The organism is Martelella sp. AMO21009, from assembly GCF_053484295.1.
In genome coordinates, this window is the sequence record NZ_JBAKFR010000025.1 from 26,429 (window position 1) to 48,951 (window position 22,523).

Below are 22,523 nucleotides of genomic sequence, written 5' to 3' on the forward strand. Positions count from 1 at the left end.
ATATGTATGCGGAACGGTGAAAGGAGATGGCGAAATGCTTGAAGGACTCGGAATGACGCTGCCAATCATTCAGGCGCCGATGGCTGGCGTCTCGACGCCGGCGCTGGCGGCGGCGGTCTCAAACGCTGGCGGGCTTGGCTCGATCGGCATCGGCGCGAGTGACGTCGCCGGTGCCAGCGCCATGATCGACGAAACCCTCGCCCAAACGGACCGGCCCTTCAACGTCAACGTCTTCGTGCATGGCCCTGCCGTGCAGGACCCGGAACGGGAGGCAGCATGGCTGGCGGCACTCGAGCCCGTCTTCGCCGAATTCGGCGCCGCGCCGCCTGCCGATCTGCGCGTCATCTACAAGAGCTTTTCCGATGACCCGGAGATGCTGTCTCTTCTGGTCGAGAAAAAGCCGGCTGTCGTCAGCTTTCATTTCGGCCTGCCGCCGGCTGAAACGATCACTGCCCTGAACAACGCCGGCATCCGGCTTCTTGCAACGGCGACGAGCCTTGACGAGGCCAAAGCCGTCGAGGCCGCCGGGCTTGATGCCGTCATCGCGCAGGGGATCGAAGCCGGCGGGCATCGCGGCGTGTTCGATCCGCTGGCCACCGACGATGGTCTTGGCACATTTGCGCTGACGCGGCTTCTGGTCAGGAAGACCGGCATCCCTGTTATCGCGGCAGGCGGGATCATGGATGGCGCGGGCATTGCCGCCGCCTGCGATCTCGGCGCGAGCGCCGCACAGCTCGGGACAGCCTTTATTGCCTGTCCCGAGTCGGCCGCCGATGATGCCTATCGCGCTGCATTGAAGGGACCGGGTGCACTCCACACGCGGCTGACAACCGCGATTTCCGGCCGGCCGGCGCGCGCACTTGCCAACCGGTTCACGGAACTGGCGGAAACACCGCTTCGCGGAGCCACGCCGCCCGACTATCCCATTGCCTACGACGCCGGAAAGGCCCTTCACGCCGCCGCCAAAGCCTGCGGCGAGGCCGGCTTTGGTGCGCAATGGGCGGGGCAGGGTGCGCCGCTCGCGCGTGCCATGCCCGCCGCAGAGCTGATGGCAACACTCGCGCGTGAAATGCGGTTCGATGAAGCGCCGTGTATCGACGATCGCCGTTAAACTCTGGTTCCGCTCACAGGGAGCGGCGTTGCGAGATGTCGTGATCCCGCGTCGCACGCGGCGTCGCATCTCGCCGCGGACTTCCCTGCCATTGATCGAACAAGCGTCATTGTCTATATAATGGGTATTATATAAAGAGGCAGCCGCTATGCAGAGTGTCAAGATTACAACGGTTGGCGCATCGTCCGGCGTCATCCTCACCAAGGAAATAATGGCCCATCTGAAGGTCAAGAAGGGCGATACCCTCTATCTGACGGAAACAGCGGACGGAGGCTATCGCCTTACGCCCTATAATCCGGAATTCGTCCGCCAGATGGAACTCGCCGATGAAATCATGCACGACGACCGCGAGGTATTGCGCGCGCTCGCCAAATGACGGGGGCCGCAATGAAGAACTGGCGATGGGTGGAACCGGCTGTCATATATGCGGTTCACGACAGGCAATTGTCGGAACATGGCGGCTCCGAAGGCATCCGTAATGCTGACGGGATAGAAAGCGCCTTGGCCCGTCCGCAGAATCTGGCTGCACATGGCTCCCCGGACGCGTCAGATTTTGCCGCAGCCTATGCGTTTGGTCTCGCCAAGAACCATGGTTTCATGGATGGCAACAAGCGCACGGCCTGGATCGCGGCGCGTCTTTTCCTTGCTGACAACGGATACCGGCTTCGTTTCCAGCCCGTCGATGCCATTCAATTGATGAAAGGCGTGGCTGGCGGCGTGATCGGGGAAGAGGAACTCGCGCGCTGGTTCAGGGAGCGGCTGGTCGAAGCTTGACGGTAAATCAGGCTATTGCCGGACTTCGGGCGATGCAATGTGCTCCGCCCAAAGTCGTTCTCAGGCAGCGCGCAGAGGAGCCGATATGTCCGCCGATTTCGATCCGAAGGCGCTGCCCGTCGACGGATATTATTGCTCGACGGCGCTATCTGGTCTCCAGGTTCTGCGCGCGACCTGGGCGACGAGATGACTGATGAGAGCGATCGGCAGCCGTAAAGATTGCGCTAGGTTTTGCAGGAACGCTTTTTCATCCGGCGGATCGGGATCAATCGCGACACGCGCGGCAAGATACAGCTCGGCCGCCTATTCCTGACCCCAACAGGGTTTATTGCGGATGGCTTCTGTCAAAAGGCCGCCTTCGCCATAGCCGACATAGCCCGGCGGCGAGCCGATAAGGCGTGAGGTGGTGTGGCGCTGCTGATATTCCTACATCTTGATCGTGGTCAGGGACTGTTCGCCGCCGAAAAGCTGGCGGGCGATTTCAAGCGCCGTTTCGGTCTTGCCAACGCCGAGTCGATGCCGGAGATAGGACCATTCCCTCTCGCTTGCCATGTCTCTGGATCAACGCAGCTTGCCCGGCGAAAAGACATTTAGTTATCTCGCCCGGCCTGCCAGACCTCCTTATGCCCGAAGCCCTTGGTGTTGTCGGTGAGTTTTATCAGGTTGGGTCGGAAGGCCCAGAGGGTGGCTTTATTATCAGTGATTTCGGGAAATGCTGTCCGAAATAGTGCAATGCCTTTTTGTGCTTCTGCTTTTTTCAGCATGGCGGCATCTCCCTCGATCTGCAGACCGCAAAGCTTGCCGACGTCGCGTTCCTGCCCTGCGACCGTTGCCGCCATTTTTCCATTCGCGAGCAAAGCGGCGCCGTGGCGGGTCGTTTCTGATGTGAAGAACATGAGGCGGCGCCTGTCCAGATCAGTCACATAGAAAACGCTTGCAGCCCATGGACCATTTGAATCACAGAGAGCAACTGACATGACGTGATGGCCAAGCAGGAAGACGTCGATCGTATCTGAGAAAGCTGTTTTCATGTGTCGAGGCGCTCGTCAGCTTACGCGGTCGGTCGAATGGTTGGTGTTCTGGTCATGAAGTGAAGCGAGTTCACCCACGCTTACTGGCCTTAACGGTGAGCGAACACTCAAAGCGCCTGCGTCTTCAGGTGAGATGCCGTGCTCTGCCATGGTCAGCGCGGTCAGCAGCGGTCCGCAGAGCCGCCCCTGGCAGGGACCCATGCCCGGCCGCAGGAATGCCTTGATCTGGTTCGGTCCGTGGGCGCCGGCTTGCAGTGCCGCGCGAATCTCGCCGGAGGTGATTTCCTCGCAGCGGCAGACGATGGCGTCATCAGGTGGCGCCAGAGCTTCTGTGCCGGGCCAGTAAAGTCTATCCAGAAACGGTCGCGGAGCGAGATGTGCCGCCCGCGCCGATTGCAGCCGACGCATCTGCCGTTCATTATCGCCGCCTCGCCCAAGATGTCCGAGGATTGAGAGGGCCGCAATGTCGCCTTCAATTGAGGCCACGCTGGCGCCTCCGATACCGCCTGCATCACCGGCTATGAAGATGCGCTCCGCCGAGCTTTGTAGCCCGCCATTACGGGTGGGAATGAAGGCCTGTCCGGCTTTTGACCATTCATGGTCACAACCGAGCGAGCGAGTCAGATGGGTTTCGGGGATGACCCCCTCATGAAGACCGATATGCGCCGCCTCGAGCTGATGGCGACGCTTTCCTCTACGATAGTGTAGGATGATCCTTCCATCCGTGCTGCGCTTGATCTGAAGGTCGCGTGCGCCGACGATCATCTTGACGTGATGACGCAGAAATGCCGCAAACAGGCTGACGCCCGTGAAAAGATAGGAGGGTCCCTCGCCGAGCAGTGCCTGTGGAAAAAAACGCAGCGACGGTAGCCAGTTGACCGGTGAGGCCGTGTCGACAAGAACGATATTGCGTTTTCCGGCCATCAGGCACTGGTGGGCGTAAAGATAGAAAAGTGGTCCGGTTCCGGCCAGAAGCAGTGGCCCATCGGGCAAAATGCCTTCCCGCTTAAGCAGAATCTGCAATGCTCCGATGGTGGTAACGCCCGGCAATGTCCAACCCGGCCGGGGGATGGGCCTTTCTATCGCTCCGGTCGCGACCAGAAGGCAGGCCGCATTGTGTTTCGAAATCCCGTTGCTATCGCGCAGCCATACTGTACCATCCGTTTCGGCCCGCCACAGCTGCGCCGAAAGGCGGAGCGTGGCCGGGCTGGCGCGCAGACGTGCAACCGGCGCCTTGCCCGCCATATAGGTCTTGCCGAGCACTGTTGCCCGGCTGTCGGGGATGGTTTCAATGCCGCGCCAGATCTGACCGCCTGGCGCGGGAGCTTCATCCACCGCCAGAACCTTGAGGCCGGCTTCGGCGAGCCGGGTTGCCCCGGCAATGCCGGCCGGACCGGTTCCGACGACGACGGCATCCCAGCTGGCTGTCATGGTTTTCTTCCCGCCTTTGTTAAAACAGCATCCCGGCGAAAGCCGTCCTGACGTTCGATCTCCAGACCCTGCGATGCCATCGTCATGCAGGCACGCTGATTGTCGACGCCGTCAATGCGCATGAGACAGTCGAAACATACACCCATCAGACAATAGGGCGCGCGTTCCGATCCCTTTGCAGGAGTGGTCCGGAAAGTCGAAACGCCCGCCGCCAGCAAGGCGCCTGCAATGCTGTCGCCGGCATGGAAGGGAATGGTCTGCCCCTCGAAGAAAAAATGTCCGTGCCAGGGTGCGACTTCAATTGAGCGAAACGTCAAAACGCGCACTCCTCATCGTGTCGGGGGCCGGTCCGAGCGATCCCGCAGCCAGCGCCGGCCCGAGATCGAGAGCGTGCACACTGGCCAGCGTCACGCCGCTGTGACAGGTTACGGCAAAAGCGCCGGGACAGCTCTTCGATTCTTCATAAACCGGCAGACCATCCGGCGTCATGATCCTGAGCGCCCCCCAGGCTCGCACCGCCCGTGCGGCTGCGAGAGCGGGAAACAGCCGAACTCCCAGATGACAAAGCCGGGCAATCGTGTCCACATCTGTTCCGGTGGAAAAGCCCGCATCCTCATGCGAGCTGCCGAACAGGACGGTGCCTTCGCATGTCTGACGGATCGCTCCCGAGGGGCGGTCGAGAAAGGGGGCGACGCGGTCTGTCACTAAAATCTGCCCACGCTCGGGAGATAGCGGAAGTCGAATGCCGATATTGGCAGCAAGCGCCGGCGCGCCAAGCCCTGCCGCAATGACGACGCGCCCGGCCTGGACGCGGGCGTCGTCGCCGCTTTCAATGTCGAATCCCTGTGCCGACGGGCGGATGTCGCGGACTGAGAAGCCAGTGCGCAATGCACCGCCGTTTTTCAGCAAGGCCAGCTGCATTGCGCGCATGGTCAGCATCGGGTTGACTTCACCGTCCAGATCGGAAACCGTAGCGCCCAACACGTCCGGACCGATCCCGGGATAGCGAGCCTTCAGTTCGTTGCGATCCAGCCAGTCAAATGCAATCTCGCCGCCCTGTTCTTTTGTCCGGGCGATCATGTCGCGACGGGCGACGACATCATCCTCCGACAAGCAGAAATTCAGACCGCCCCCGCCGCGCCAGCCGATATCGATGCCGGTTTCCTCGCGTAGCTTATCTGCCATCTCTGGCCACAGCCGCCCGGCCCGGATGGACCAGTGCATATAGTCGGGATGGCCCACTCCCTTGCCTTGCAGCCAGATGAGACCAAAATTGCCGCGGGCGGCGCGCAATGCGATATCGCCCTCATCCAGCAAAATGACATCGGCTCCCGCGCGCGCCGCGCCCCATGCAAGGGCCGAGCCGATCAGACCGCCGCCGATGACCGCCATGTCGTAACGTCGGCTCACCGCGCATAGTCCGGCGGAACAAGGGAACTGTGAAGCCAGTGCACCAGGGTCACCACATCATAGACAGGACGGCCGAATTGCCGAGCGATCGCTGCAGAATAGGGTGGCAGATTGGCGCATTCGAGCACGACGGCTCCGACTTCGGGATGCGCCTCGACTAGCCTGCCGACGGTTTCGATCGCATCCTGTTCCTGGGCCAGCGGATCGACGGACACGGCATTGTCGCGCATATTCGCGCGGATCGGGCCATCGGCGAGAAGCTCCGCGATGGGCAGGCCGGGGGCAAACCCCATATTGCGACAGTGGCGCTCCTGCAGCGCAGTGGCATCCGAGACGACCAGCCCGACCTTCTGACCCGCAGGCAGGACACGGGCGACCATCGGCACTTGCAGCAAGGCCGAAGACAGGAAGGGAACGGAAGAATAGGCCGCCAGTTCCGGCTGCACGGCGGCGAGAAACCCGCAACTCGTGACAATCCCGCCCGCGCCGAGCGCGACCAGATCGTCGATCGCCTCCCGGAAAGCAGTAAGTGTCTCGGCCGGATCGCCCTCGATGACATCGGCCGGGCGCACCCCGCGAACGATGCGATACTGGACGGGAAACGGCCAGGTCTCGGCATGGGCAATATCGCCGGGCAGACGTTGAAAGCCGGTATCCAGCACGATGATGCCAATCGTCCGGCCATGTATGGTGCAATGGCGAACTGGCGCGATCATCGCGCTTCCTCCTGCCGGGCAAGGTCGGCCTTGATCCCGTCCCACCGTTTGATGGCATTGGTTTCGATTTCAAAAAGATCCAGCGCACGCGCGCAGCTGTGGCTGACCATCTCGTCAATCGTCTGTGGACGGGCGTAAAGGGCGGGAACCGGCGGCATGATCACCGACCCCATTTCTGTCAGCGTCGTCATACTGCGCAGATGCCCCAGATGCAGCGGCGTTTCACGCAGCATCAGTACCAGTCGCCGCCGTTCCTTCAGAACAACATCGGCGGCCCGGCTCATCAGATTGGCTGTTACTCCGCTGGCAATTTCGGACATCGTCTTTACCGAACACGGCGCGATCAGCATGCCCATGGTGCGAAACGAGCCGCTGGCGATGGTCGCGCCGACATTCTGGACCGGGTGAACCTCATCGGCTCGGGAGAAGAGGTCCCCCTTGGTCAGCCCCAGCTCCTGGTTCAGCGTCAGAAGCGCCGCCTGACTGACCACGAGGTGGGTTTCGACCCCGGATCCGCGCGCCAGTTCCAGCGCGCGGATGCCATAAATCGCACCTGACGCGCCGGAAATCCCGATAATCAGGCGCCGCTCGGCCATTACGCGCCCTCGAACCAGTCTGATAGCTTCACGTCTTTGACCATTCTTAGCCGCTTGCGCAGAAACTCCTGCTCGCGGCCCCAGGGCTTGGTGGCGTCGACAAGCATCCGTCCCCAGTGATCCTTGGCCTCGTCACGATAGAAGGACGGGGTTTCTGGAATGATGATCACGTCTTTGTCCGGTCGTGATCGGGTCAGGATTGCCCATTGAACGTCATTCATGTCAAAAATATCGACATCGGTATCGACGACGGTGATCTGTTTTGCCCAGATGGGTTCCGCGCCGATGGTCGCTAGCATGACCTGTCGGGCGTGACCTTCGAATTGCGGTTCGATCTGGATGATTGCGTGATTGACGAAGGGCTGACAGGCGACGTTGACGATGCCCGGTAGGGCGGCGCTCAGGCGCTGGTAGATGCTGGCCGAAACCGACAGTTCCAGCGTCAGCACCTCTTCGGGCGAACCGCACAGGATGGAGTGGAACATCGCGTTTTTGCGCGCGGTGACGCCTAGCACCTCGAAAACCGCGTTCGGGCCGACGGGTACGTAATAGCCCATAAACTCGCCGAACGGTCCTTCGGGTCGCCTGTCATTGGGCAGGAACCGGCCCTCGATGACGATTTCCGTTTCCGCCGGGACCTCAAGGTCAATGTGATTGCATTTGCGCATCGGGATTGGCCGGCTGCGCAGGCGGGCCGCCACCTCCAGTTCATCGACGTCGTAGGGCAGCGGTGCCGCCGCTGTCAGAAAGGCATGGGAAGGCGTGCCGATGAGCATCGCCGCCTCCAGCGGCTTGCCCATCTTTTCCGCCTTTTCATGATAGATCGTCAGGTGATGGCGGGGAGCCAGACGGCAACGCAGTTCATTGTCGCTGATGTACATCGAGCGGTGATAGGAAAGATTGCCGACTCCAGTTTCCGGATCCTTGGCGATGAACATGGCCGAGGTGAAATAAGGCCCGCCGTCACGATCGGAATAGGTGATCAGCGGCAGGTCCGACAGCTTCACCTCCTCATATTCAATATTATTTTCATCGGCAGGCACAAGCGGCTCGGCCATGCTGGAGGTGCCCAAAGACGATAGTTTGCTCCATTGCCGGCAGAAATCGTCCGCATCGATGCCGATGACCTCGGCAAGTCGCTCGCGCGTGCCATAGACATTGGTGATGACGGGAAATTTCGTTCCCTTTACATTGTTGAACAGGACCGGCTTTCCCCATCGCTTCTGGACGTGATGGGTGACCGCCGCCAGTTCATGGGCCGGGTCGATTTCCTTGTCGACGATCAGAAGGTCGCCGCGTTTCTGCAGTTTCTGAACAAAGTCTCTCATGGCTGAAATCTAGCGTTTCTTGGTTAGGGAGAGGGGCGGCGCGATCCGACTGGTGTGTGCTTCATGGGAGCTGCGCAGACGATAGCGGTCGCCGGGATAGAGAAAGCGGCTGCGGGTAACAGGAATGCCGTCACGCCAGGTCGACCGGTCAAGCAGAAGGCAGGGCTGGTTCGCGTCGATCTGCAGCAGGTGCCTCGATTCCTCATCCGCCCGGATCGCCCGGATGGTGTTGTCGACATTGGTGACCGTGGTCTCGCGCAAAAGATAATTATGAGTCGTGTTCTTGGTGAAGTCCTGTTCGATGTAACCGGGCGCCTCGGAGGCGTTGACGAAACGGTCCTCCAGCTGAATCGGCGTTCCATCCTCCAGATGCAGCAGACGCGAATGAAAGACAGCGTCTTCCGGGCCGACCTGCAACATGCCGCGCAGTGGGCTGTCCTTCGGCAGGACGCAAAGCTGGATCACGCGGGCGCTGTGGGCGCCGCCGAGCTGCGCAATTTCCTCGGACATATCCGGGATATTGAAAACCGCGCACTGCATGCGCGGGCCAACGACGAAGGTGCCGCGCCCCTGAACGCGGATGAGGACCCCTTCGGCCTGAAGTTCGCGCAATGCGCGCCGGACGGTCAGATGCGAAGCGCCAAACTCCTCGGCAAGTTCTGCTTCGGTCGGAATGCGAAAGTCAGCCGGCCATTCAGCGGCTTCTACGCGACGGTCGATGGCGCTTTTGATTTGCGCGTAGAGGGGTTGTGGATTGTCGGTCATGGGCTTCCTGCAAAATGATATTAGACCACCTAAAATGTATATCACTATTTGTCCATAGCCTTATTTCAAAACCGACCGTCAATGATGCGAATATCGCTTCCATGGCGCCATCTTAGGCATGAAGGGGTGATATTTTGGGCGAAATGCCTAATTTTTAGGTATTATATCAAACTATAATTTCTATTATTGACGACTCGAAAAAATATATGTTTATCTAGAAATAGATATCGCAATTTTCATATCGTGATGTGGAAATGCGCAGAATGGCATTTGAAAAGGAACAGGCATGTCCGCAGAAGCTTTGCCCAAGCTGTCGATGTATATAAACGGCGAATGGGTCGCCCCCGCTTCAGGGGAGTATTTCGAGACGATCGATCCCTTTACCGCGGAGCCCTGGGCTCTGGTGCCGCGCGGCAACGCCGACGATGCCGACCGCGCCGTACGCGCGGCCCACAAGGCTTTCAAAGAAGGTCCATGGGGGCGCATGCATCCGACCAGGCGAGCCCGCATCATTCAGAAGTTTGCTGCATTGATCGAGGAGCATGCCGACGAACTGGCCGAGGTCGAGGTTCACGACAATGGCCGCCTGCTGGAGGAAATGCGCCACCAGATCCGTTATATCCCGCACTGGTATCACTATTACGCCGGTCTGGCTGACAAGGTCGAAGGTTCCGTTCACCCCTGCGACAAGCCTGCGCTGAGCTTCTCGCGCCCCGAGCCGCTGGGCGTATGCGTCGGTATAGTGCCGTGGAACGCGCCGCTTTTGCTGTTCTCGCTGAAGGCCGCTCCGGCGCTGGCCGCCGGAAACACCATCGTCATGAAGCCCGCCGAGCATACTTCGGCCACCGCGCTCAAACTTATGGAACTCGTTGAAAAGGCGGGTTTCCCCACCGGGGTGATCAATGTGGTGACCGGCTTTGGTCCCGAAGTTGGCGAACCGCTCGTCACCCACAAGCTGACGCGCCATCTGGGCTTTACCGGCTCAACGAAAACCGGCGCATACCTTTATTCGCTGGCGGCGAAGGACGTGAAACGCGCGAGCCTCGAACTGGGCGGAAAATCCCCCAATATCGTTTTCGGCGATGCCGATCTCGACAATGCCGTGCGCGGCGTCGTCGGCGGCATTTTCGGTGCGACCGGTCAGACCTGCATCGCCGGCTCGCGCCTGCTGGTTCACCGCTCCGTTCACGACGAATTCCTTGAAAAGCTTTCCGCTTTCACTGGGCAAGCCCGTATCGGCGACCCCCGCAAGCTGGAGACGCAGATCGGCCCGATCGCCAACCGCATGCAGTATGACCGGGTGCTGAGCTATATCGACATCGCCCGCGAGGAAGGAGCGGAACTGATGATGGGCGGCAAGCGTCCGGATATCGACGAGTGCCAGACCGGTTTTTTCGTCGAGCCGACAATCTTCTCCGGCGTCAATAATGACATGCGCATCGCCCGCGAAGAGGTTTTCGGTCCGGTTCTTGCCGCCATCCCCTTTGATGAACCGGAAGAGGCGTTGGCCATTGCCAATGACAGCGAATTCGGTCTCGCCGCCGGCGTCTGGACGTCGAATATGCGGCTTGCCCTGAAAATGTCGGAGCAGCTTGAGGCCGGCAGCGTCTGGGTCAACACCTATCGTGACATTTCTTACACGACGCCTTTCGGTGGCTACAAGAAGAGCGGTATCGGCCGCGAGAATGGCGTCGCCGGAATTTACGAATATCTCCAGACCAAGGCCGTCTGGCTGTCCACCGCTGAAGAGATTGAAAACCCCTTCGTGATCGGTTGAAGCCAAAGGAGCGCGCAAATGAGAACCGGTGCGGAAATTCTCGCCGACGAACTGAAGCTGAACGGTACGGAGATCGTCTATCACGTTCCCGGCGAAAGCTTTCTGATTGCGCTGGATGCGCTGTCGTCCCGCCATGAAGACATACGCACGGTCAGCTGCCGTCACGAAAATGGCGCCGCGCAGATGGCGGAAGCCTATGGCAAGCTGACCGGCTGTCCCGGCGTGGCTTTCGTCACCCGCAGCCCCGGAGCGACCAATGCCGTCAATGGCGTGCATACGGCGTTTCAAGACAGCTCGCCGATGGTGCTGATCGTCGGTCAGGTGAAGCGTTCCATCCTCGAGCGCGAAGCCTTCATGGCCTATGATTTCCGCACCATGTTCGCGCCGATGACGAAGTGGGTTGCTCAGATAGACGACCCTCGCCGCATTCCGGAATTTGTGCAGCGCGCCTTCGCTACAGCGATGTCGGGACGCAAGGGCCCGGTGGTTCTGGTCATTCCCGAAGACGTTTTCGAGGAAAAGGCTGACGCCGTTTCAGACCGCCCGGCAAGCCCTTCGCTCGCCGGAGCGCCCTCACGGCAGGATCTCGACCGAATCCTCGCCATGATCGATGAAGCCAGCCGTCCACTAATTGTTGTCGGCGGTTCCGGCTGGAGCGAAACCGGGCGTGACGCCATCCAGCGTTTCGCGATGGAGCGCGGCCTGCCCATCGTCACGACCTTCCGCCGTCGCGACATCATCGATCACCGGCTTGACTGCTATGCTGGAGAAATCGGCATCGGCGCCAACCCGGCGCTGCTGGCCCATATCCGCGAGGCCGATTTTATCCTGATGATCAACGACGCCCTGAGCGACGTTAATACGATCGGCGCGGGCTATATGGAGGGGTTCACCCTTTTCAATATACCGCATCCGAAGCAGAAGGTCGTGCACGTGATGCCCGACCATGGCGATCTGAACCGGGTCTTTCAGGTTGATCTGGCGCTGGCGCTGGATACCGAAAGCTTCACCACCGCCCTTGTCGCCACTGCCGGAACGGCCAGGTCGGAACATGCGCGCTGGACGGCAGGCCTGCGTGAGACGCTGATCGCCGAGAGTCGCCCGCAGCCTTGCCCCGGAGATATTGATCTACCCGGCATCATGACCTGGCTGAGACAGCGGCTGCCGGAAGACGCTATCGTCGTCAATGGCGTAGGGGCCTATGCCACCTGGAGCCAGCGTTATTTCCCGCATTACCGCTTGCACACGCAACTCGGCCCGATTTCCGGCTCGATGGGCTATTCGCTACCCGCTGCGATTTCGGCAAAGCTTACTTTTCCCGATCGGATCGTGGTCAATTTCGTCGGCGACGGCTGCTTCCAGATGAGCTGCGAGGAAATGGCCACGGCGGTCCAGTACGGCGCGAATGTCATCGTTGTTTTGTTCAATAACAAACTATACGGCACGATCCGCATTCACGAGGAAAACCGCCTCGAGGGTCGTGTCCACGGAACCGATCTCGTCAATCCGGATTTCTACGCCTGGGCCAAGGCCTATGGCGCTCATGCCGAACGGGTTGAGACGACGGAAGAGTTCGCTCCCGCATTCGAGCGGAGCGTTGCATCGGGGCGTCCGGCCGTCATCGAAATGATGGTCGACCCGGAAGCCATTCACTGCCGTTATTCGCTCAGCGACCTTCGCGCCCGCCGCGCGGTCAAGGCAAAGGTCTGAGCCATGAGCTTCGCGCCAGGCACGTCGTCAGAAACGGGTCGGCATATGTCCGGGTGGAACCCCTTCCTTTAATCGACTGGAGAGACCCTGCTTATGAAAACGACAACATTAATCGCAACCGCCATCGTCTTCGCGTCGTCATCCGCGAGCATGGCTCTGGCCAATGACTGCAAGTTGCGCGTCACCACATGGGGCGGTAGCTATCAGGCAACATATGAATCGGTTGCCGAAAAGTTCGAGAGGGAGCATGATTGCACGATTGAATGGGTCGTCGGCTCAAGCCCCGACTTCCTCATCAAGTCGCGGCTGGGACAGGTCGACGTTGCGACCAACACCCTGCTGAATTCGATTGCCGGGGAGAAGGAAGGCCTGTGGCTGGAACTCGACGCGTCGAAAATCCCGAACATGGCCAATCTCTACGATAACGCCGTTTATTCGCCCTATACGGTTTTCGCCAACCTCGGCGACTACGTTCTGGCCTACAACACAGACAAGATCAAGGCCGTGCCCGAGAGCTGGAACACACTGTGGGATCCGGATTATAAAGGGCATGTATTGATCTACGGCCTGGATCACATCCCGACGCTGAGCCTGATGGTGATGGAAGCCGAACAGAATGGCGGCGGCATCGACGACATGAAGCCTGGAATCGAGCGTATGGCCGAACTGTTTAACAGCGGCAATCTGATTGGCGGTCTTGATGTCGAAAGCCAGATGGTCTCGCTGTTCCAGACCCAGGACGCCTGGATCGGCATGCTGGCGACCGGACGCATGAAGGAACTGATGGACAAGGGCGTCACCGACGTTGCCTTTACCCGTCCCGAGGAAGGAACCTTCCCGCTGATCACCTCGGTGAACATCACCAAGGACGCGACCGATCCGGAAATGGCGGAGGCTTTCGTCGATTATATCCTTAGCCCCGAAGTCCAACTCGCCTTCGCCACGCGGAACATTTATGCGCCGACGGTTAAGAATGCCGAGATCCCGGCGGACTTCAAATACAAGGATCTTCTGATTCAGGGTGAAGCCTTCGAACGTTTGTTCCTGCCCGATCAGGCCAAGATCACGGCCGACAAGGCCGAGTGGCAGCAGGAACTGAACCAGTTGACTACCCGATAATCGGATGGGAGGAGGATTTGTCCTCCTCCCTTTTCCGGCAAGTACAGTCAGGTAACGCAGAACTGCAAACCGACTTTCGCCCGACGTCCACCAAAATCAGGTCAATTGGATAAAGTGATGAAAATGCCTCATGATGCCATCCAGGTGGATGGGCTGGAAAAGAACTATGGCCCTTTCGTGCAGGCCGTCGACGGCGTCTCCTTCAATGTCAGTCAGGGCGAGTTCGTTTCTCTGCTGGGCCCAAGCGGCTGCGGTAAGACGACGACCCTGAGGATGATTGCCGGCTTCATTGCCCCCTCAGGAGGGGCGATCCGCATCAATGGCCAGGACGTGACCTATCTACCGCCGGAAAAACGCGACGTCGGCTTTGTCTTTCAGAATTACGCCCTTTGGCCGCATATGACGGTTGCTGAAAATGTGGCCTTCGGACTGAAGCTTCGCAAGAAGAACCGAACCTTCATTCGCGAGAAGATCGAGGAGATGCTCAATATCACCGGGTTGAGCGGTTATGAGAGCCGTTTGCCCAAAGAGCTTTCCGGTGGGCAGCAGCAACGCGTCGCACTGGCCCGCGCCCTTGCGCTTGAACCCGAACTTCTTCTCATGGACGAACCGCTGAGTAATCTCGATCGGGCCCTGCGGGTGACGATGCGCCGTGAACTGAAAGAGTTGCAGGCGCGCATGAAGATGACCACGCTTTACGTGACGCATGATCAGGAAGAGGCACTTTCGATGTCGAACCGGGTTGTCATCATGCATGGCGGTTGTGTCCAGCAGATCGCCATGCCCTATGAGCTTTACGAAAATCCGATCAATGCCTTTGTCGCCGATTTCGTCGGAATCACCAATTTCATCGACGGCAAGATCGTTGAGCGCGGCGATGACTGGGACGATGTCCAGCTCGCTTCAAACCAAGTCATCCGGGCGAACAAGTGCAAGACCGCGACCGCGCGCGGCAAACCCGTCAGGGTGCTGATCCGGCCTGAGCGCGTGACGCTGACCGACGAAGATGACGAACGTGCCAACACACTCACCGGCACTGTCATTCTGTCGGAATATTTCGGCTCTGTGGTCCGTTACAGCATCCGTCTCGACAGTGGTGAGATCCTGCGGTCGGAAGTTCACAATTTCGAGAATCTCATCGAAAACGGAACGGTTGTGCGCATACGAATCCCGTCGGAATATCTAAGGATCGTTCCGCTGGATGGGCAGGCCTGAAATGACGCGCAGACTCCTTCCACCGCTTCTGCCGAGCCTGCTCGTTCTTCTGATATTCGTTATCGCCCCGATGTTATGGGTGGTTCGCACCAGCTTCAACGAACTGGTCGATGGCGCCTATATGGTGCCGGCCCTGACTCTGGACAATTACGTCAAGTTTCTCGGCAACAAATGGTATCTGGTGAACACGTTGTGGTTTTCGGTCAAGATCGCCTTGCTGACCACGTTCATTTCAGTGGTTTGCGGCTATCCGGTGGCACTCTACATTGCCCGCACCAAGGGTCTCCAGCGCAATATTCTGATGTCATTGATCATGGCCCCGTTGCTGATCGGTCTGGTGACGCTGGTCTATGGCTGGATCGTGATATTCCGTGGTGGGGGCCTTTTGAACTCGCTCATGATCGAACTGCACGTCTATGACGAGCCGGTCCGTTACATGTGGGATATCAAGGGCGTTATTATCCTGCTGATCTATATCGGCCTGCCCTATATCGTGCTTTCGCTGCTTGACTCGATTGAGAAAATTAGCCCGTTTCTCGTTGAAGCCGCCCGCAATGTCGGTGCCAGCCGCTGGACGGCCTTCTGGAGAATCGTATTTCCCTTGACCATGCCGGGCCTGCATTCTGGATTGGTCATACTGTTTTCGCTGAATTTTTCGGCCTTCGCTGTGCCGCTCATGATCGGGGACAGCAAGACGCAGATGATCGGCCTGGTCATCTATCGCGAGGCGCTTTTGAACAATGATCTACCATTTGCCTCGGCGCTTTCGGTTATCATGATCTTCGTCAACGCGCTCATCCTTGTCGGCATGGGCGCCCTATTCGGCAAGCTGATCCTGCACAAGCTGGAGGCTAAACATTGAACCGGCTTGATTTCGGCACTGTGGCGCTGCGCTTTTTCACCCTGCTGGTCATGGCATTCCTGATCTTTCCGATCGGCATAACCCTGGTCGTCTCGTTCAATCCGCGCGAATTCATCCTGCCGCCATCCGGCATTACCTTCGCATGGTTCCGCGCTGCGTGGACCTCGCAGACGTTTCTGCGCGGCATGGGCGTCAGCCTCATTCTGGGCGTTTTTGCTGCGTTTCTCGCCAATGCCCTGGTCCTGCCGGCAGCAATGGCGCTGGTGCGCCGCAATTTCAGGGGCAGGGCGATGATCAACCTGTTTTTGATGTCGCCCATGCTGATCCCGACGACGATCTTCAGCCTTGCGCTTTACATCTATTTCGTGCGTGTGATCGGTTATGGCTCCGGATTTCTGCCCCTTCTGATCGGCCATCTCATCCATGTCATGCCTTACGCCTTGCGCATCCAGAGCGCCAGTCTGCACAATCTCGATCCGTCCTATGAAGAGGCCGCCCGCAATGTCGGGGCCGGACGGATGCGTACGCTTGTGTCGATCACGCTTCCGGTGATCCGCACCGGCCTGATCTCCAGTTTCGCGTTGTGCTTCATCCTGTCATGGAACGATTTTCCGATCTCGGTCTTCCTCGCGCCGCCGAGCTGGACGCCGCTTCCGGTCGAGCTCTACTCTTATATCAAGTTTCAATATGATGCCGTCGCCGCGGCTCTGGCCAGTTCCCTGATCGTGCTTTCGGCTATCGCCATGGTTCTGATCGATCGCTTTGCGGGCCTGCGCAAGGTTTTGCAAAGTTGATCGAGAATATTCTGAGACGAGCTTCGGTTGAGGTCGAGGCAATTGGCAAGACAGGCAACCGAGGCGCCGACCGTGGCGATGACGAGGATCAGCCCGATCAAGGGGGCTGCGGTTCCAATCCCTTCAAGACTTTCCACGGCATCGACACCTCCCGCAAAGCGAAAAGTTTGCCCATGTCTCCGGTACAAAACGTCACCTATGCCTCGGGTCGCTCACTGGCTTCTGCCGGTGCCGGCTTTCTGTATCGCTGTCGGCCTCTTGCGTGACAACCATTTCACCTTTCAGGTGTTGAGCCGTTGCAGGATTCAGAACGAATAGCTTGCCGGAGATCTGACGTGGGCGCGCGGTCAGGCGAAGCGGTCCCTCCCGATGAGGGAGAACAAGTCCTGTTTTGATGGGCGCTCCGATGTCATTCTGTCGCAGCCGACAGAACTTCATTGTGATCACCGAGAGTAAATCCGACCCAAAACGATCAACAGAAAAAGCTCTTTTCGCTTCCACGCACAGCCGGGCAACACCGGATGCCCCGCGGCTCAGGAAGCGGGCGCAACTTCCGGCGGCTCCTTGGCGCCGGTCATGAAGGCGACGGCGTCCGACATGGTGTGTTCCTTCGGATCGATGACGCACAGCCGCCGACCGAGGCGATGGACATGGATGCGGTCGGCCACCTCGAAGACATGCGGCATGTTGTGCGAGATCAGGATGATCGGAATACCGCGCGATCTGACGTCGAGGATCAGCTCCAGCACCCGGCGGGATTCCTTGACGCCGAGCGCGGCCGTCGGTTCGTCAAGAATGATGACCTTGGAGCCGAAGGCCGCAGCCCGCGCCACCGCCACGCCCTGTCGCTGTCCACCCGAAAGCGTTTCCACCGCCTGATTGATGTTTTGAATGGTCATCAGGCCGAGATCGTTCAGCTTTTCGCGGGCGACCCGCTCCATCTCCGGGCGGTCGAGCTGGCGAAACACCTTGCCCATGAAGCCGGATTTTCGCAATTCGCGCCCCATGAACATATTGTCGGCAATCGACAGCGCCGGCGACATGGCAAGCGTCTGGTAGACCGTCTCGATACCGGCTTCGCGGGCATCGTTCGGCGAGGTGAATTTGAGGCGTCGCCCATCCATGTGGATCTCGCCGGAATCCGGCAGCACTGCGCCGGAAATCGCCTTGATCAACGTCGACTTGCCTGCACCGTTGTCGCCGATCACCGCCAGGATTTCCCCCGGCATGAGATCGAAATCGCAATGATCGAGCGCCGTCACCTTGCCGTAGCGCTTGACGAGGTTGCGTGCCTTCAGAAGCGGTTCGGTCATATTGATACCTTTCTGATCCATTGGTCGAGGGCCACGGCGGCGATGATCAGCAGGCCGATCAGGAGATAGGTCCATTGGGCATCCGCGCCCATGAGTCTGAGGCCCAGCGTGAAGACGCCGACGATCAGCGCACCGAACAGCGTGCCGAGAACCGAGCCGCGCCCGCCGAAGAGTGAAATGCCGCCGATCACCACGGCGGTGATGGATTCGATATTGCTCAGCTGCCCCGAAGTCGGCGAAACCGAGCCGATCCGCCCGATCAGGGCCCAGCCTGCGAAGGCGCAGATCAGGCCGGACAGAACATAGACCGAAATCAGCGTGCGCCTGACGTTCACACCGGCGAGCTCGGCGGCCTCGGGATCGTCGCCGACGGCATAGACATGGCGGCCCCAGGCCGTCTGGCGCAGGGCATAGGCCAGCACCATCACCAGCACGATCATGAAGATTACGCCATAGGTGAAGACCGCCCCGCCCAGCGAAATCTTGTTGCCGAAGAATTGCAGCAGCGGTGCCGTAGCCTCGATGTCCTGGGCGCGGATCGTCTCGTTGGCCGAATAGAGAAAGTTGGTCGCCAGCGCGATCTGCCACATGCCGAGCGTGACGATGAAGGGCGGCAGCTTGACGCGGGCGACCAGGAACCCGTTGATGAACCCGACCGCAGCCCCGCAGGCAAGCCCGCAGACAATGGCCAGAGTGGGGGGAAGGCCGTAGCGAAATGTGAATTGTCCCATGATAACGGAACTCAGAACCATGATCGCGCCGACGGAAAGATCGATCCCCGCCGTCAGGATGACGAGACTTTGCGCCGCCGCGACAATGCCGATGATCTGGACCTGCTGCAGGATCAGTGTCAGCGCGAAAGGCGAGAAGAATTTCGAGCCCAGCAATGCGCCGAAGACCGCGATCGACAGCAAGAGCACGATCAGTGGCACCAGCGCCGGTGTCTTATGCAGGGCATGCTGGAGCCTGTCGATCAGCCACTCCGGCTCCTGCTCGAATTCAGCGACATTGGTGGGGCTTTGCGCCAGCGCGGACTCGTAATCATCCCGCCGTGCCGTCGGTTCCTGCATGTTTCTCACTCCCGAATGTCTCCAGGCACGCGAACCGGACGCTCCGGCCGCCAGCCTGGCTTTCGAAAAACGGGGAGGCCGGTTTGCGGCCTCTCCCAGGGGGTAGAAGAATAGGGATCAGCCCCAGCAGAGCTTCATGCCCTCTTCGGCGGAGATCGACTCCACGCCGTCAACCGGATGATCGGTCACCAGGGCGACGCCGGTATCGTAGAAGTTCTTGCCCTCGGTCAGCATCGGCTTGGTTCCGTCGGCAGCGAACTGGGCGATTGCCTCGATACCTTTCGAGGCCATCAGCAGCGGATATTGCTGCGACGTGGCGCCGATGACGCCATCGGCGACATTCTGGACACCGGGGCAGCCGCCATCGACAGAGACGATCATGACGTCGTTTTCCCGGCCGATGGATTTCAGCGCCTGATAGGCCCCGGCGGCAGCCGGCTCGTTGATCGTGTAGACGACGTTGATCATCGGGTCCTTGGCGAGCAGGTTTTCCATGGCCCGCTGTCCGCCCTCTTCATTGCCGGCCGTGACATCGTTGCCGACAATACGCGGATCGGTCTCGTCTCCCCAGCGGTTGGGGTCGCCAAGATCGATGCCGAACCCCTGCAGGAAGCCCTGGTCGCGCATGACATCGACGGAGGGCTGGCTGACGCCGAGATCGAGCATGGCGATCCGGGCATTGGCGGCCTCGTCGCCGAGCCTTGCGGCAGCCCAGGCGCCGATCAGTTCACCGGCCTTGAAATTGTCGGTGGCGAAGGTCGCGTCGGCAGCATCGATCGGTTCCAGCGAAGTATCGAGCGCGATGACGAGAATGCCGGCATTGCGGGCCTCTTCGACAACGGGAACGATTGCCGAACTGTCGGAGGGCGTGATCAGGATGCCCTTGGCGCCATCGGCGATGCAGGTTTCGACGGCCTGAACCTGGGTTTCATGGTCGCCGTCAATCTTGCCCGCGAAGGTCTTCAGTTCGATGCCGAGTTCCTTAGCCTTGGCAACGGCGCCTTCCTTCATCTTCACGAAGAAGGGATTGGTATCGGTCTTGGTGATCAGGCAGGCCGAGGTGTCTGCGGCCTGCGCGTTTCCGGCCAGAACCGCCACGCCCAGCGCCGTCGCGCAATAAAGGGCCTTCGCACTCTGTTTGTTGAATGGCATGAAATTCTCCTCCTTTGACCGGCAGGCTCTCCCAAGCCTGCGTGTGCTGCGGCAAGCGCCGCGATGGCCATAGGAAGCACGATGGAGATGCCCTTTGTCAAGATATTAAATCACTCCGATTTATTTATTGTGGCCAATTTACAATCGGCGGAATATGCTGCACCTAGATCTGAGGATGGAGCTTGAAACGTGACGACGCATTTTTCCGGAGACGGCCAGGGACATAAAGATTTCACGACATCAAGAGGATCGAACCAATCAGGTGTGCGCGCCCATAATGAGCGGCTGGTGCTGTCCACGATCCGTCGCAACGGACCACTGGCCAAGGCGGAGATCGCGCGCAGAACCGGGCTTTCGATCCAGACAAGCGCCGTGATCGTGCGCTCCCTGGAGCAGGAGGGCCTTTTGAAACGCGGCGAGCCGGTGCGCGGCCGGATCGGTCAACCATCCGTACCGATGGGGCTGGCTCCCGATGGCGCGTTCTTCTTCGGCCTCAAGATCGGCCGCCGCTCGGCCGATATCGTTCTCCTGAATTTTATCGGCGAGGTTCTGGACAGCGCCCATCTCGTCTACGCCTATCCGCGTCTCGATGAGATGATGGCATTTGTCCTGCCCGCGGTTGCCCGGATGCGGACCGCCGTTCCGCAGGCGCGACTGGCCGGCATGGGCATCGCCATACCCTTCCGCATCTGGGACTGGGCGCGCATCGCGGGCGTTGCGACCGGACAGATGGATGCGTGGCGCACCCGCGACATCCGCGCGGAACTGGAGGCCAGTATCGGGCTGCCGGTCTATCTGCAAAATGACGCCTCCGCCGCCTGTGGCGCGGAACTCGCCTTCGGCAAGGGTGAACGTCCGCCGGATTTCCTGCATTTCTTTATCGGCTATTTCATCGGCGGCGGCCTGGTGCTCGACAACCGGCTATACACCGGTCGTTCCGGCAATGCGGCAGCCTTAGGCTCTCTGCCGATCGCGCAGGCGGATGGCTCGTATCGTCAACTGGCGGACACGGCTTCGCTCTGCCTGCTGGAGCGGGCGATGACCTTGGCCGGACAATCCAGTGAATGCCTTTGGGGGGCGCCGGATGACTGGGTGGTCGAAGACAGCCTGCTGGAGCCCTGGCTGGACGAGACCTGCAGGAGCCTGGCCGTTGCCATTATCGCCTCCTGCTGCGTCGTCGATGTCGGGACCGTTCTGATCGATGGCTGGCTGCCGGGCAATGTTCGGGCCGAAATCGTCGCGAGAACGGCGGCGATCCTCGATCGCACCGACGCCCCCGGCATCGAGAAACCCGAAATTGCCGAAGGCACGATCGGGCCGAACGGACGTTCCCTCGGCGCCGCCAGCCTGCCGCTTTCCGAGCGTTATCTCGTCGACCTCAACGCCGTGCTGGTTGCCGGATAGGACGCCCGTCCTTTATGCGATAGCCCTTCGCCAGATCGGAGGTCGAAAGCAATCCTCAGCCCCAGCTGAATGGCGGGCCTTCCTCGCGGAAGCGGTCGAACTGTTCGATGGCCTTGATCGACTGGCCATTGTCGATCGCGGCAAGGTCGAGGATCACGGTGTTGGCGATGGTCATCGGCACGACGAGCGATTGCGACTGGCCAAGCGCGCCGCGCGAGACCGTGATGTGATGATCCGGCGGCGGGTTGAACCGGCCGCCGGCGACATCGGTAATGGCGAGCGTCGTTGCGCCGCGGTCGGCGGCCACGGCGCGAATATCGTGCATCAGCGGTGGCGGGCTGCGGAAGGCGAAGAGCCAGAGCACGTCGTCCTCCGCCATGGTCATCAGCGTTTCGCGCATCAGGTTCGGCGTCGCCGTCAGGTCGGTGGCGTTGTAGCCGGAGCGGTTGAGGCGGAGGTTCACCAGATGGGCGAGCGCGCCGAAGTGGCCGAGGCCGACCACGAAGATCCGCCGGCAATCGCGAACGGTCTCGGAAAACCGCCGGATTTGGCCGTCATTGACCGCCTTGCGGGCGGTCTCGAGGGCGGCAATCTCGCTGTCGATGACGGAGGAGACGAGCGCACCCTCATCGGCGCGCAGCAGCCGGGCTGCCACGCGGGCGGCGCCATTGTCGAAATCCTCGCCCTCGTCGACCAGGCTGTTCTGCAGGAAGGTGCGGAACTCGGGATAGCCGTCAAAGCCGAGCCGACGCGCCAGACGGACGGCGGAGGAGGGGTGAAGCCCGGCACGGTTTGAAATCTCGCGGCCGTTTTCAAGCGCGGCCCGCATCGGGTTCTGCATCAGCACGTCGAGGAGGCGTGTATCAGCCGCCGTCAGCCGCCCGGCATTGAGCGCCACGAGTTCGCTCAGGTGTTGGGGAATATCGTCTGCTCTGTCCATGTCCT

23 protein-coding genes and 2 pseudogenes are annotated in these 22,523 nt (G+C 60.0%); 11 read left to right on the top strand and 14 right to left on the bottom strand.

What is annotated here, in order from left to right; all coding sequences use genetic code 11:
- Positions 1–34: 34 nt before the first annotated feature.
- The 3 genes from V6766_RS20045 to V6766_RS20055 all read left to right on the top strand — a co-directional run bounded on the left by V6766_RS20045 (position 35) and on the right by V6766_RS20055 (position 1,885).
- A complete protein-coding gene (locus tag V6766_RS20045; RefSeq protein ID WP_448469485.1) occupies positions 35–1,111 on the top strand; it encodes an NAD(P)H-dependent flavin oxidoreductase in 1,077 nt (358 codons plus the stop codon).
- Positions 1,112–1,259: 148 nt separating this feature from the next.
- Complete coding sequence (locus V6766_RS20050) at positions 1,260–1,487, top strand: transcriptional regulator (protein ID WP_106308240.1); 228 nt, start codon at positions 1,260–1,262, stop codon at positions 1,485–1,487.
- Between the two features lie 11 nt (positions 1,488–1,498).
- Positions 1,499–1,885, top strand: coding sequence for a type II toxin-antitoxin system death-on-curing family toxin (locus tag V6766_RS20055; RefSeq protein WP_448469487.1), 387 nt, complete (start codon positions 1,499–1,501; stop codon positions 1,883–1,885).
- A gap of 231 nt (positions 1,886–2,116) precedes the next feature.
- Here V6766_RS20055 and V6766_RS20060 read toward each other — a convergent pair.
- From V6766_RS20060 to hutC, 10 genes and pseudogenes are all read right to left on the bottom strand, one after another.
- Positions 2,117–2,179: pseudogene (locus V6766_RS20060) on the bottom strand (hypothetical protein); the annotation flags it as partial.
- Positions 2,180–2,206: 27 nt separating this feature from the next.
- Positions 2,207–2,395: pseudogene (locus V6766_RS20065) on the bottom strand (AAA family ATPase); the annotation flags it as partial.
- A gap of 80 nt (positions 2,396–2,475) precedes the next feature.
- Positions 2,476–2,916, bottom strand: coding sequence for a pyridoxamine 5'-phosphate oxidase family protein (locus V6766_RS20070; RefSeq protein ID WP_448469489.1), 441 nt, complete (start codon positions 2,914–2,916; stop codon positions 2,476–2,478).
- A gap of 15 nt (positions 2,917–2,931) precedes the next feature.
- A complete protein-coding gene (locus V6766_RS20075) occupies positions 2,932–4,347 on the bottom strand; it encodes a (2Fe-2S)-binding protein (protein ID WP_448469491.1) in 1,416 nt (471 codons plus the stop codon).
- Positions 4,344–4,664, bottom strand: coding sequence for a (2Fe-2S)-binding protein (locus V6766_RS20080; protein WP_448469493.1), 321 nt, complete (start codon positions 4,662–4,664; stop codon positions 4,344–4,346). The genes V6766_RS20075 and V6766_RS20080 overlap by 4 nt, the downstream gene beginning before the upstream one ends.
- Complete coding sequence (locus V6766_RS20085; RefSeq protein ID WP_448469495.1) at positions 4,645–5,739, bottom strand: NAD(P)/FAD-dependent oxidoreductase; 1,095 nt, start codon at positions 5,737–5,739, stop codon at positions 4,645–4,647. The genes V6766_RS20080 and V6766_RS20085 overlap by 20 nt, the downstream gene beginning before the upstream one ends.
- Before the next feature lie 14 nt (positions 5,740–5,753).
- The gene (locus tag V6766_RS20090) at positions 5,754–6,473 is read right to left on the bottom strand and encodes an aspartate/glutamate racemase family protein (protein ID WP_448469497.1); all 720 of its coding nucleotides are present in this window, start codon (positions 6,471–6,473) and stop codon (positions 5,754–5,756) included.
- Positions 6,470–7,069, bottom strand: a complete 600-nt coding sequence (locus V6766_RS20095; protein WP_448469499.1) for a UbiX family flavin prenyltransferase — start codon at positions 7,067–7,069, stop codon at positions 6,470–6,472. Before V6766_RS20095 ends, V6766_RS20090 begins: the two co-directional genes overlap by 4 nt.
- The gene (locus tag V6766_RS20100) at positions 7,069–8,397 is read right to left on the bottom strand and encodes a UbiD family decarboxylase (protein WP_448469501.1); all 1,329 of its coding nucleotides are present in this window, start codon (positions 8,395–8,397) and stop codon (positions 7,069–7,071) included. The genes V6766_RS20095 and V6766_RS20100 overlap by 1 nt, the downstream gene beginning before the upstream one ends.
- Before the next feature lie 9 nt (positions 8,398–8,406).
- Positions 8,407–9,162: a histidine utilization repressor gene (gene hutC / locus V6766_RS20105; protein WP_448469503.1), complete on the bottom strand. Its 756-nt coding sequence runs from the start codon at positions 9,160–9,162 to the stop codon at positions 8,407–8,409.
- Positions 9,163–9,448: 286 nt separating this feature from the next.
- On the opposite strand from hutC, the gene V6766_RS20110 reads away from it, so the two are divergent.
- From V6766_RS20110 to V6766_RS20140, 7 genes are all read left to right on the top strand, one after another.
- Positions 9,449–10,939, top strand: coding sequence for an aldehyde dehydrogenase (locus V6766_RS20110; RefSeq protein ID WP_448469505.1), 1,491 nt, complete (start codon positions 9,449–9,451; stop codon positions 10,937–10,939).
- Positions 10,940–10,957: 18 nt separating this feature from the next.
- Positions 10,958–12,649, top strand: coding sequence for a thiamine pyrophosphate-binding protein (locus V6766_RS20115; RefSeq protein ID WP_448469507.1), 1,692 nt, complete (start codon positions 10,958–10,960; stop codon positions 12,647–12,649).
- A 93-nt stretch (positions 12,650–12,742) separates the two neighbouring features.
- On the top strand, positions 12,743–13,768 hold the full coding sequence (locus V6766_RS20120; RefSeq protein WP_448469509.1) for an ABC transporter substrate-binding protein: 1,026 nt from the start codon (positions 12,743–12,745) through the stop codon (positions 13,766–13,768).
- Positions 13,769–13,885: 117 nt separating this feature from the next.
- Positions 13,886–14,983: an ABC transporter ATP-binding protein gene (locus V6766_RS20125; protein WP_448469511.1), complete on the top strand. Its 1,098-nt coding sequence runs from the start codon at positions 13,886–13,888 to the stop codon at positions 14,981–14,983.
- Position 14,984: 1 nt separating this feature from the next.
- The gene (locus V6766_RS20130) at positions 14,985–15,845 is read left to right on the top strand and encodes an ABC transporter permease (protein ID WP_448469513.1); all 861 of its coding nucleotides are present in this window, start codon (positions 14,985–14,987) and stop codon (positions 15,843–15,845) included.
- Positions 15,842–16,639, top strand: a complete 798-nt coding sequence (locus V6766_RS20135) for an ABC transporter permease (protein ID WP_448469515.1) — start codon at positions 15,842–15,844, stop codon at positions 16,637–16,639. The genes V6766_RS20130 and V6766_RS20135 overlap by 4 nt, the downstream gene beginning before the upstream one ends.
- Entirely contained in the window at positions 16,636–16,905 is a 270-nt protein-coding gene (locus V6766_RS20140; RefSeq protein WP_448469517.1) for a hypothetical protein, read from the top strand. Before V6766_RS20135 ends, V6766_RS20140 begins: the two co-directional genes overlap by 4 nt.
- A gap of 267 nt (positions 16,906–17,172) precedes the next feature.
- Here the strand turns inward: V6766_RS20140 and V6766_RS20145 are convergent, their stop codons facing one another.
- From V6766_RS20145 to V6766_RS20155, 3 genes are all read right to left on the bottom strand, one after another.
- Positions 17,173–17,973, bottom strand: a complete 801-nt coding sequence (locus tag V6766_RS20145) for an ATP-binding cassette domain-containing protein (RefSeq protein WP_448469519.1) — start codon at positions 17,971–17,973, stop codon at positions 17,173–17,175.
- Positions 17,949–19,022: an ABC transporter permease gene (locus V6766_RS20150; protein WP_448469521.1), complete on the bottom strand. Its 1,074-nt coding sequence runs from the start codon at positions 19,020–19,022 to the stop codon at positions 17,949–17,951. The genes V6766_RS20145 and V6766_RS20150 overlap by 25 nt, the downstream gene beginning before the upstream one ends.
- A 117-nt stretch (positions 19,023–19,139) precedes the next feature.
- Complete coding sequence (locus V6766_RS20155; protein ID WP_448469523.1) at positions 19,140–20,174, bottom strand: substrate-binding domain-containing protein; 1,035 nt, start codon at positions 20,172–20,174, stop codon at positions 19,140–19,142.
- Between the two features lie 288 nt (positions 20,175–20,462).
- Between V6766_RS20155 and V6766_RS20160 the strand changes: the two genes are divergently transcribed.
- The gene (locus tag V6766_RS20160; protein ID WP_448469525.1) at positions 20,463–21,578 is read left to right on the top strand and encodes an ROK family transcriptional regulator; all 1,116 of its coding nucleotides are present in this window, start codon (positions 20,463–20,465) and stop codon (positions 21,576–21,578) included.
- A gap of 55 nt (positions 21,579–21,633) precedes the next feature.
- On the opposite strand, the gene V6766_RS20165 is transcribed toward V6766_RS20160, so the two are convergent.
- The gene (locus tag V6766_RS20165; RefSeq protein ID WP_448469527.1) at positions 21,634–22,518 is read right to left on the bottom strand and encodes a MurR/RpiR family transcriptional regulator; all 885 of its coding nucleotides are present in this window, start codon (positions 22,516–22,518) and stop codon (positions 21,634–21,636) included.
- Positions 22,519–22,523 lie beyond the last annotated feature (5 nt).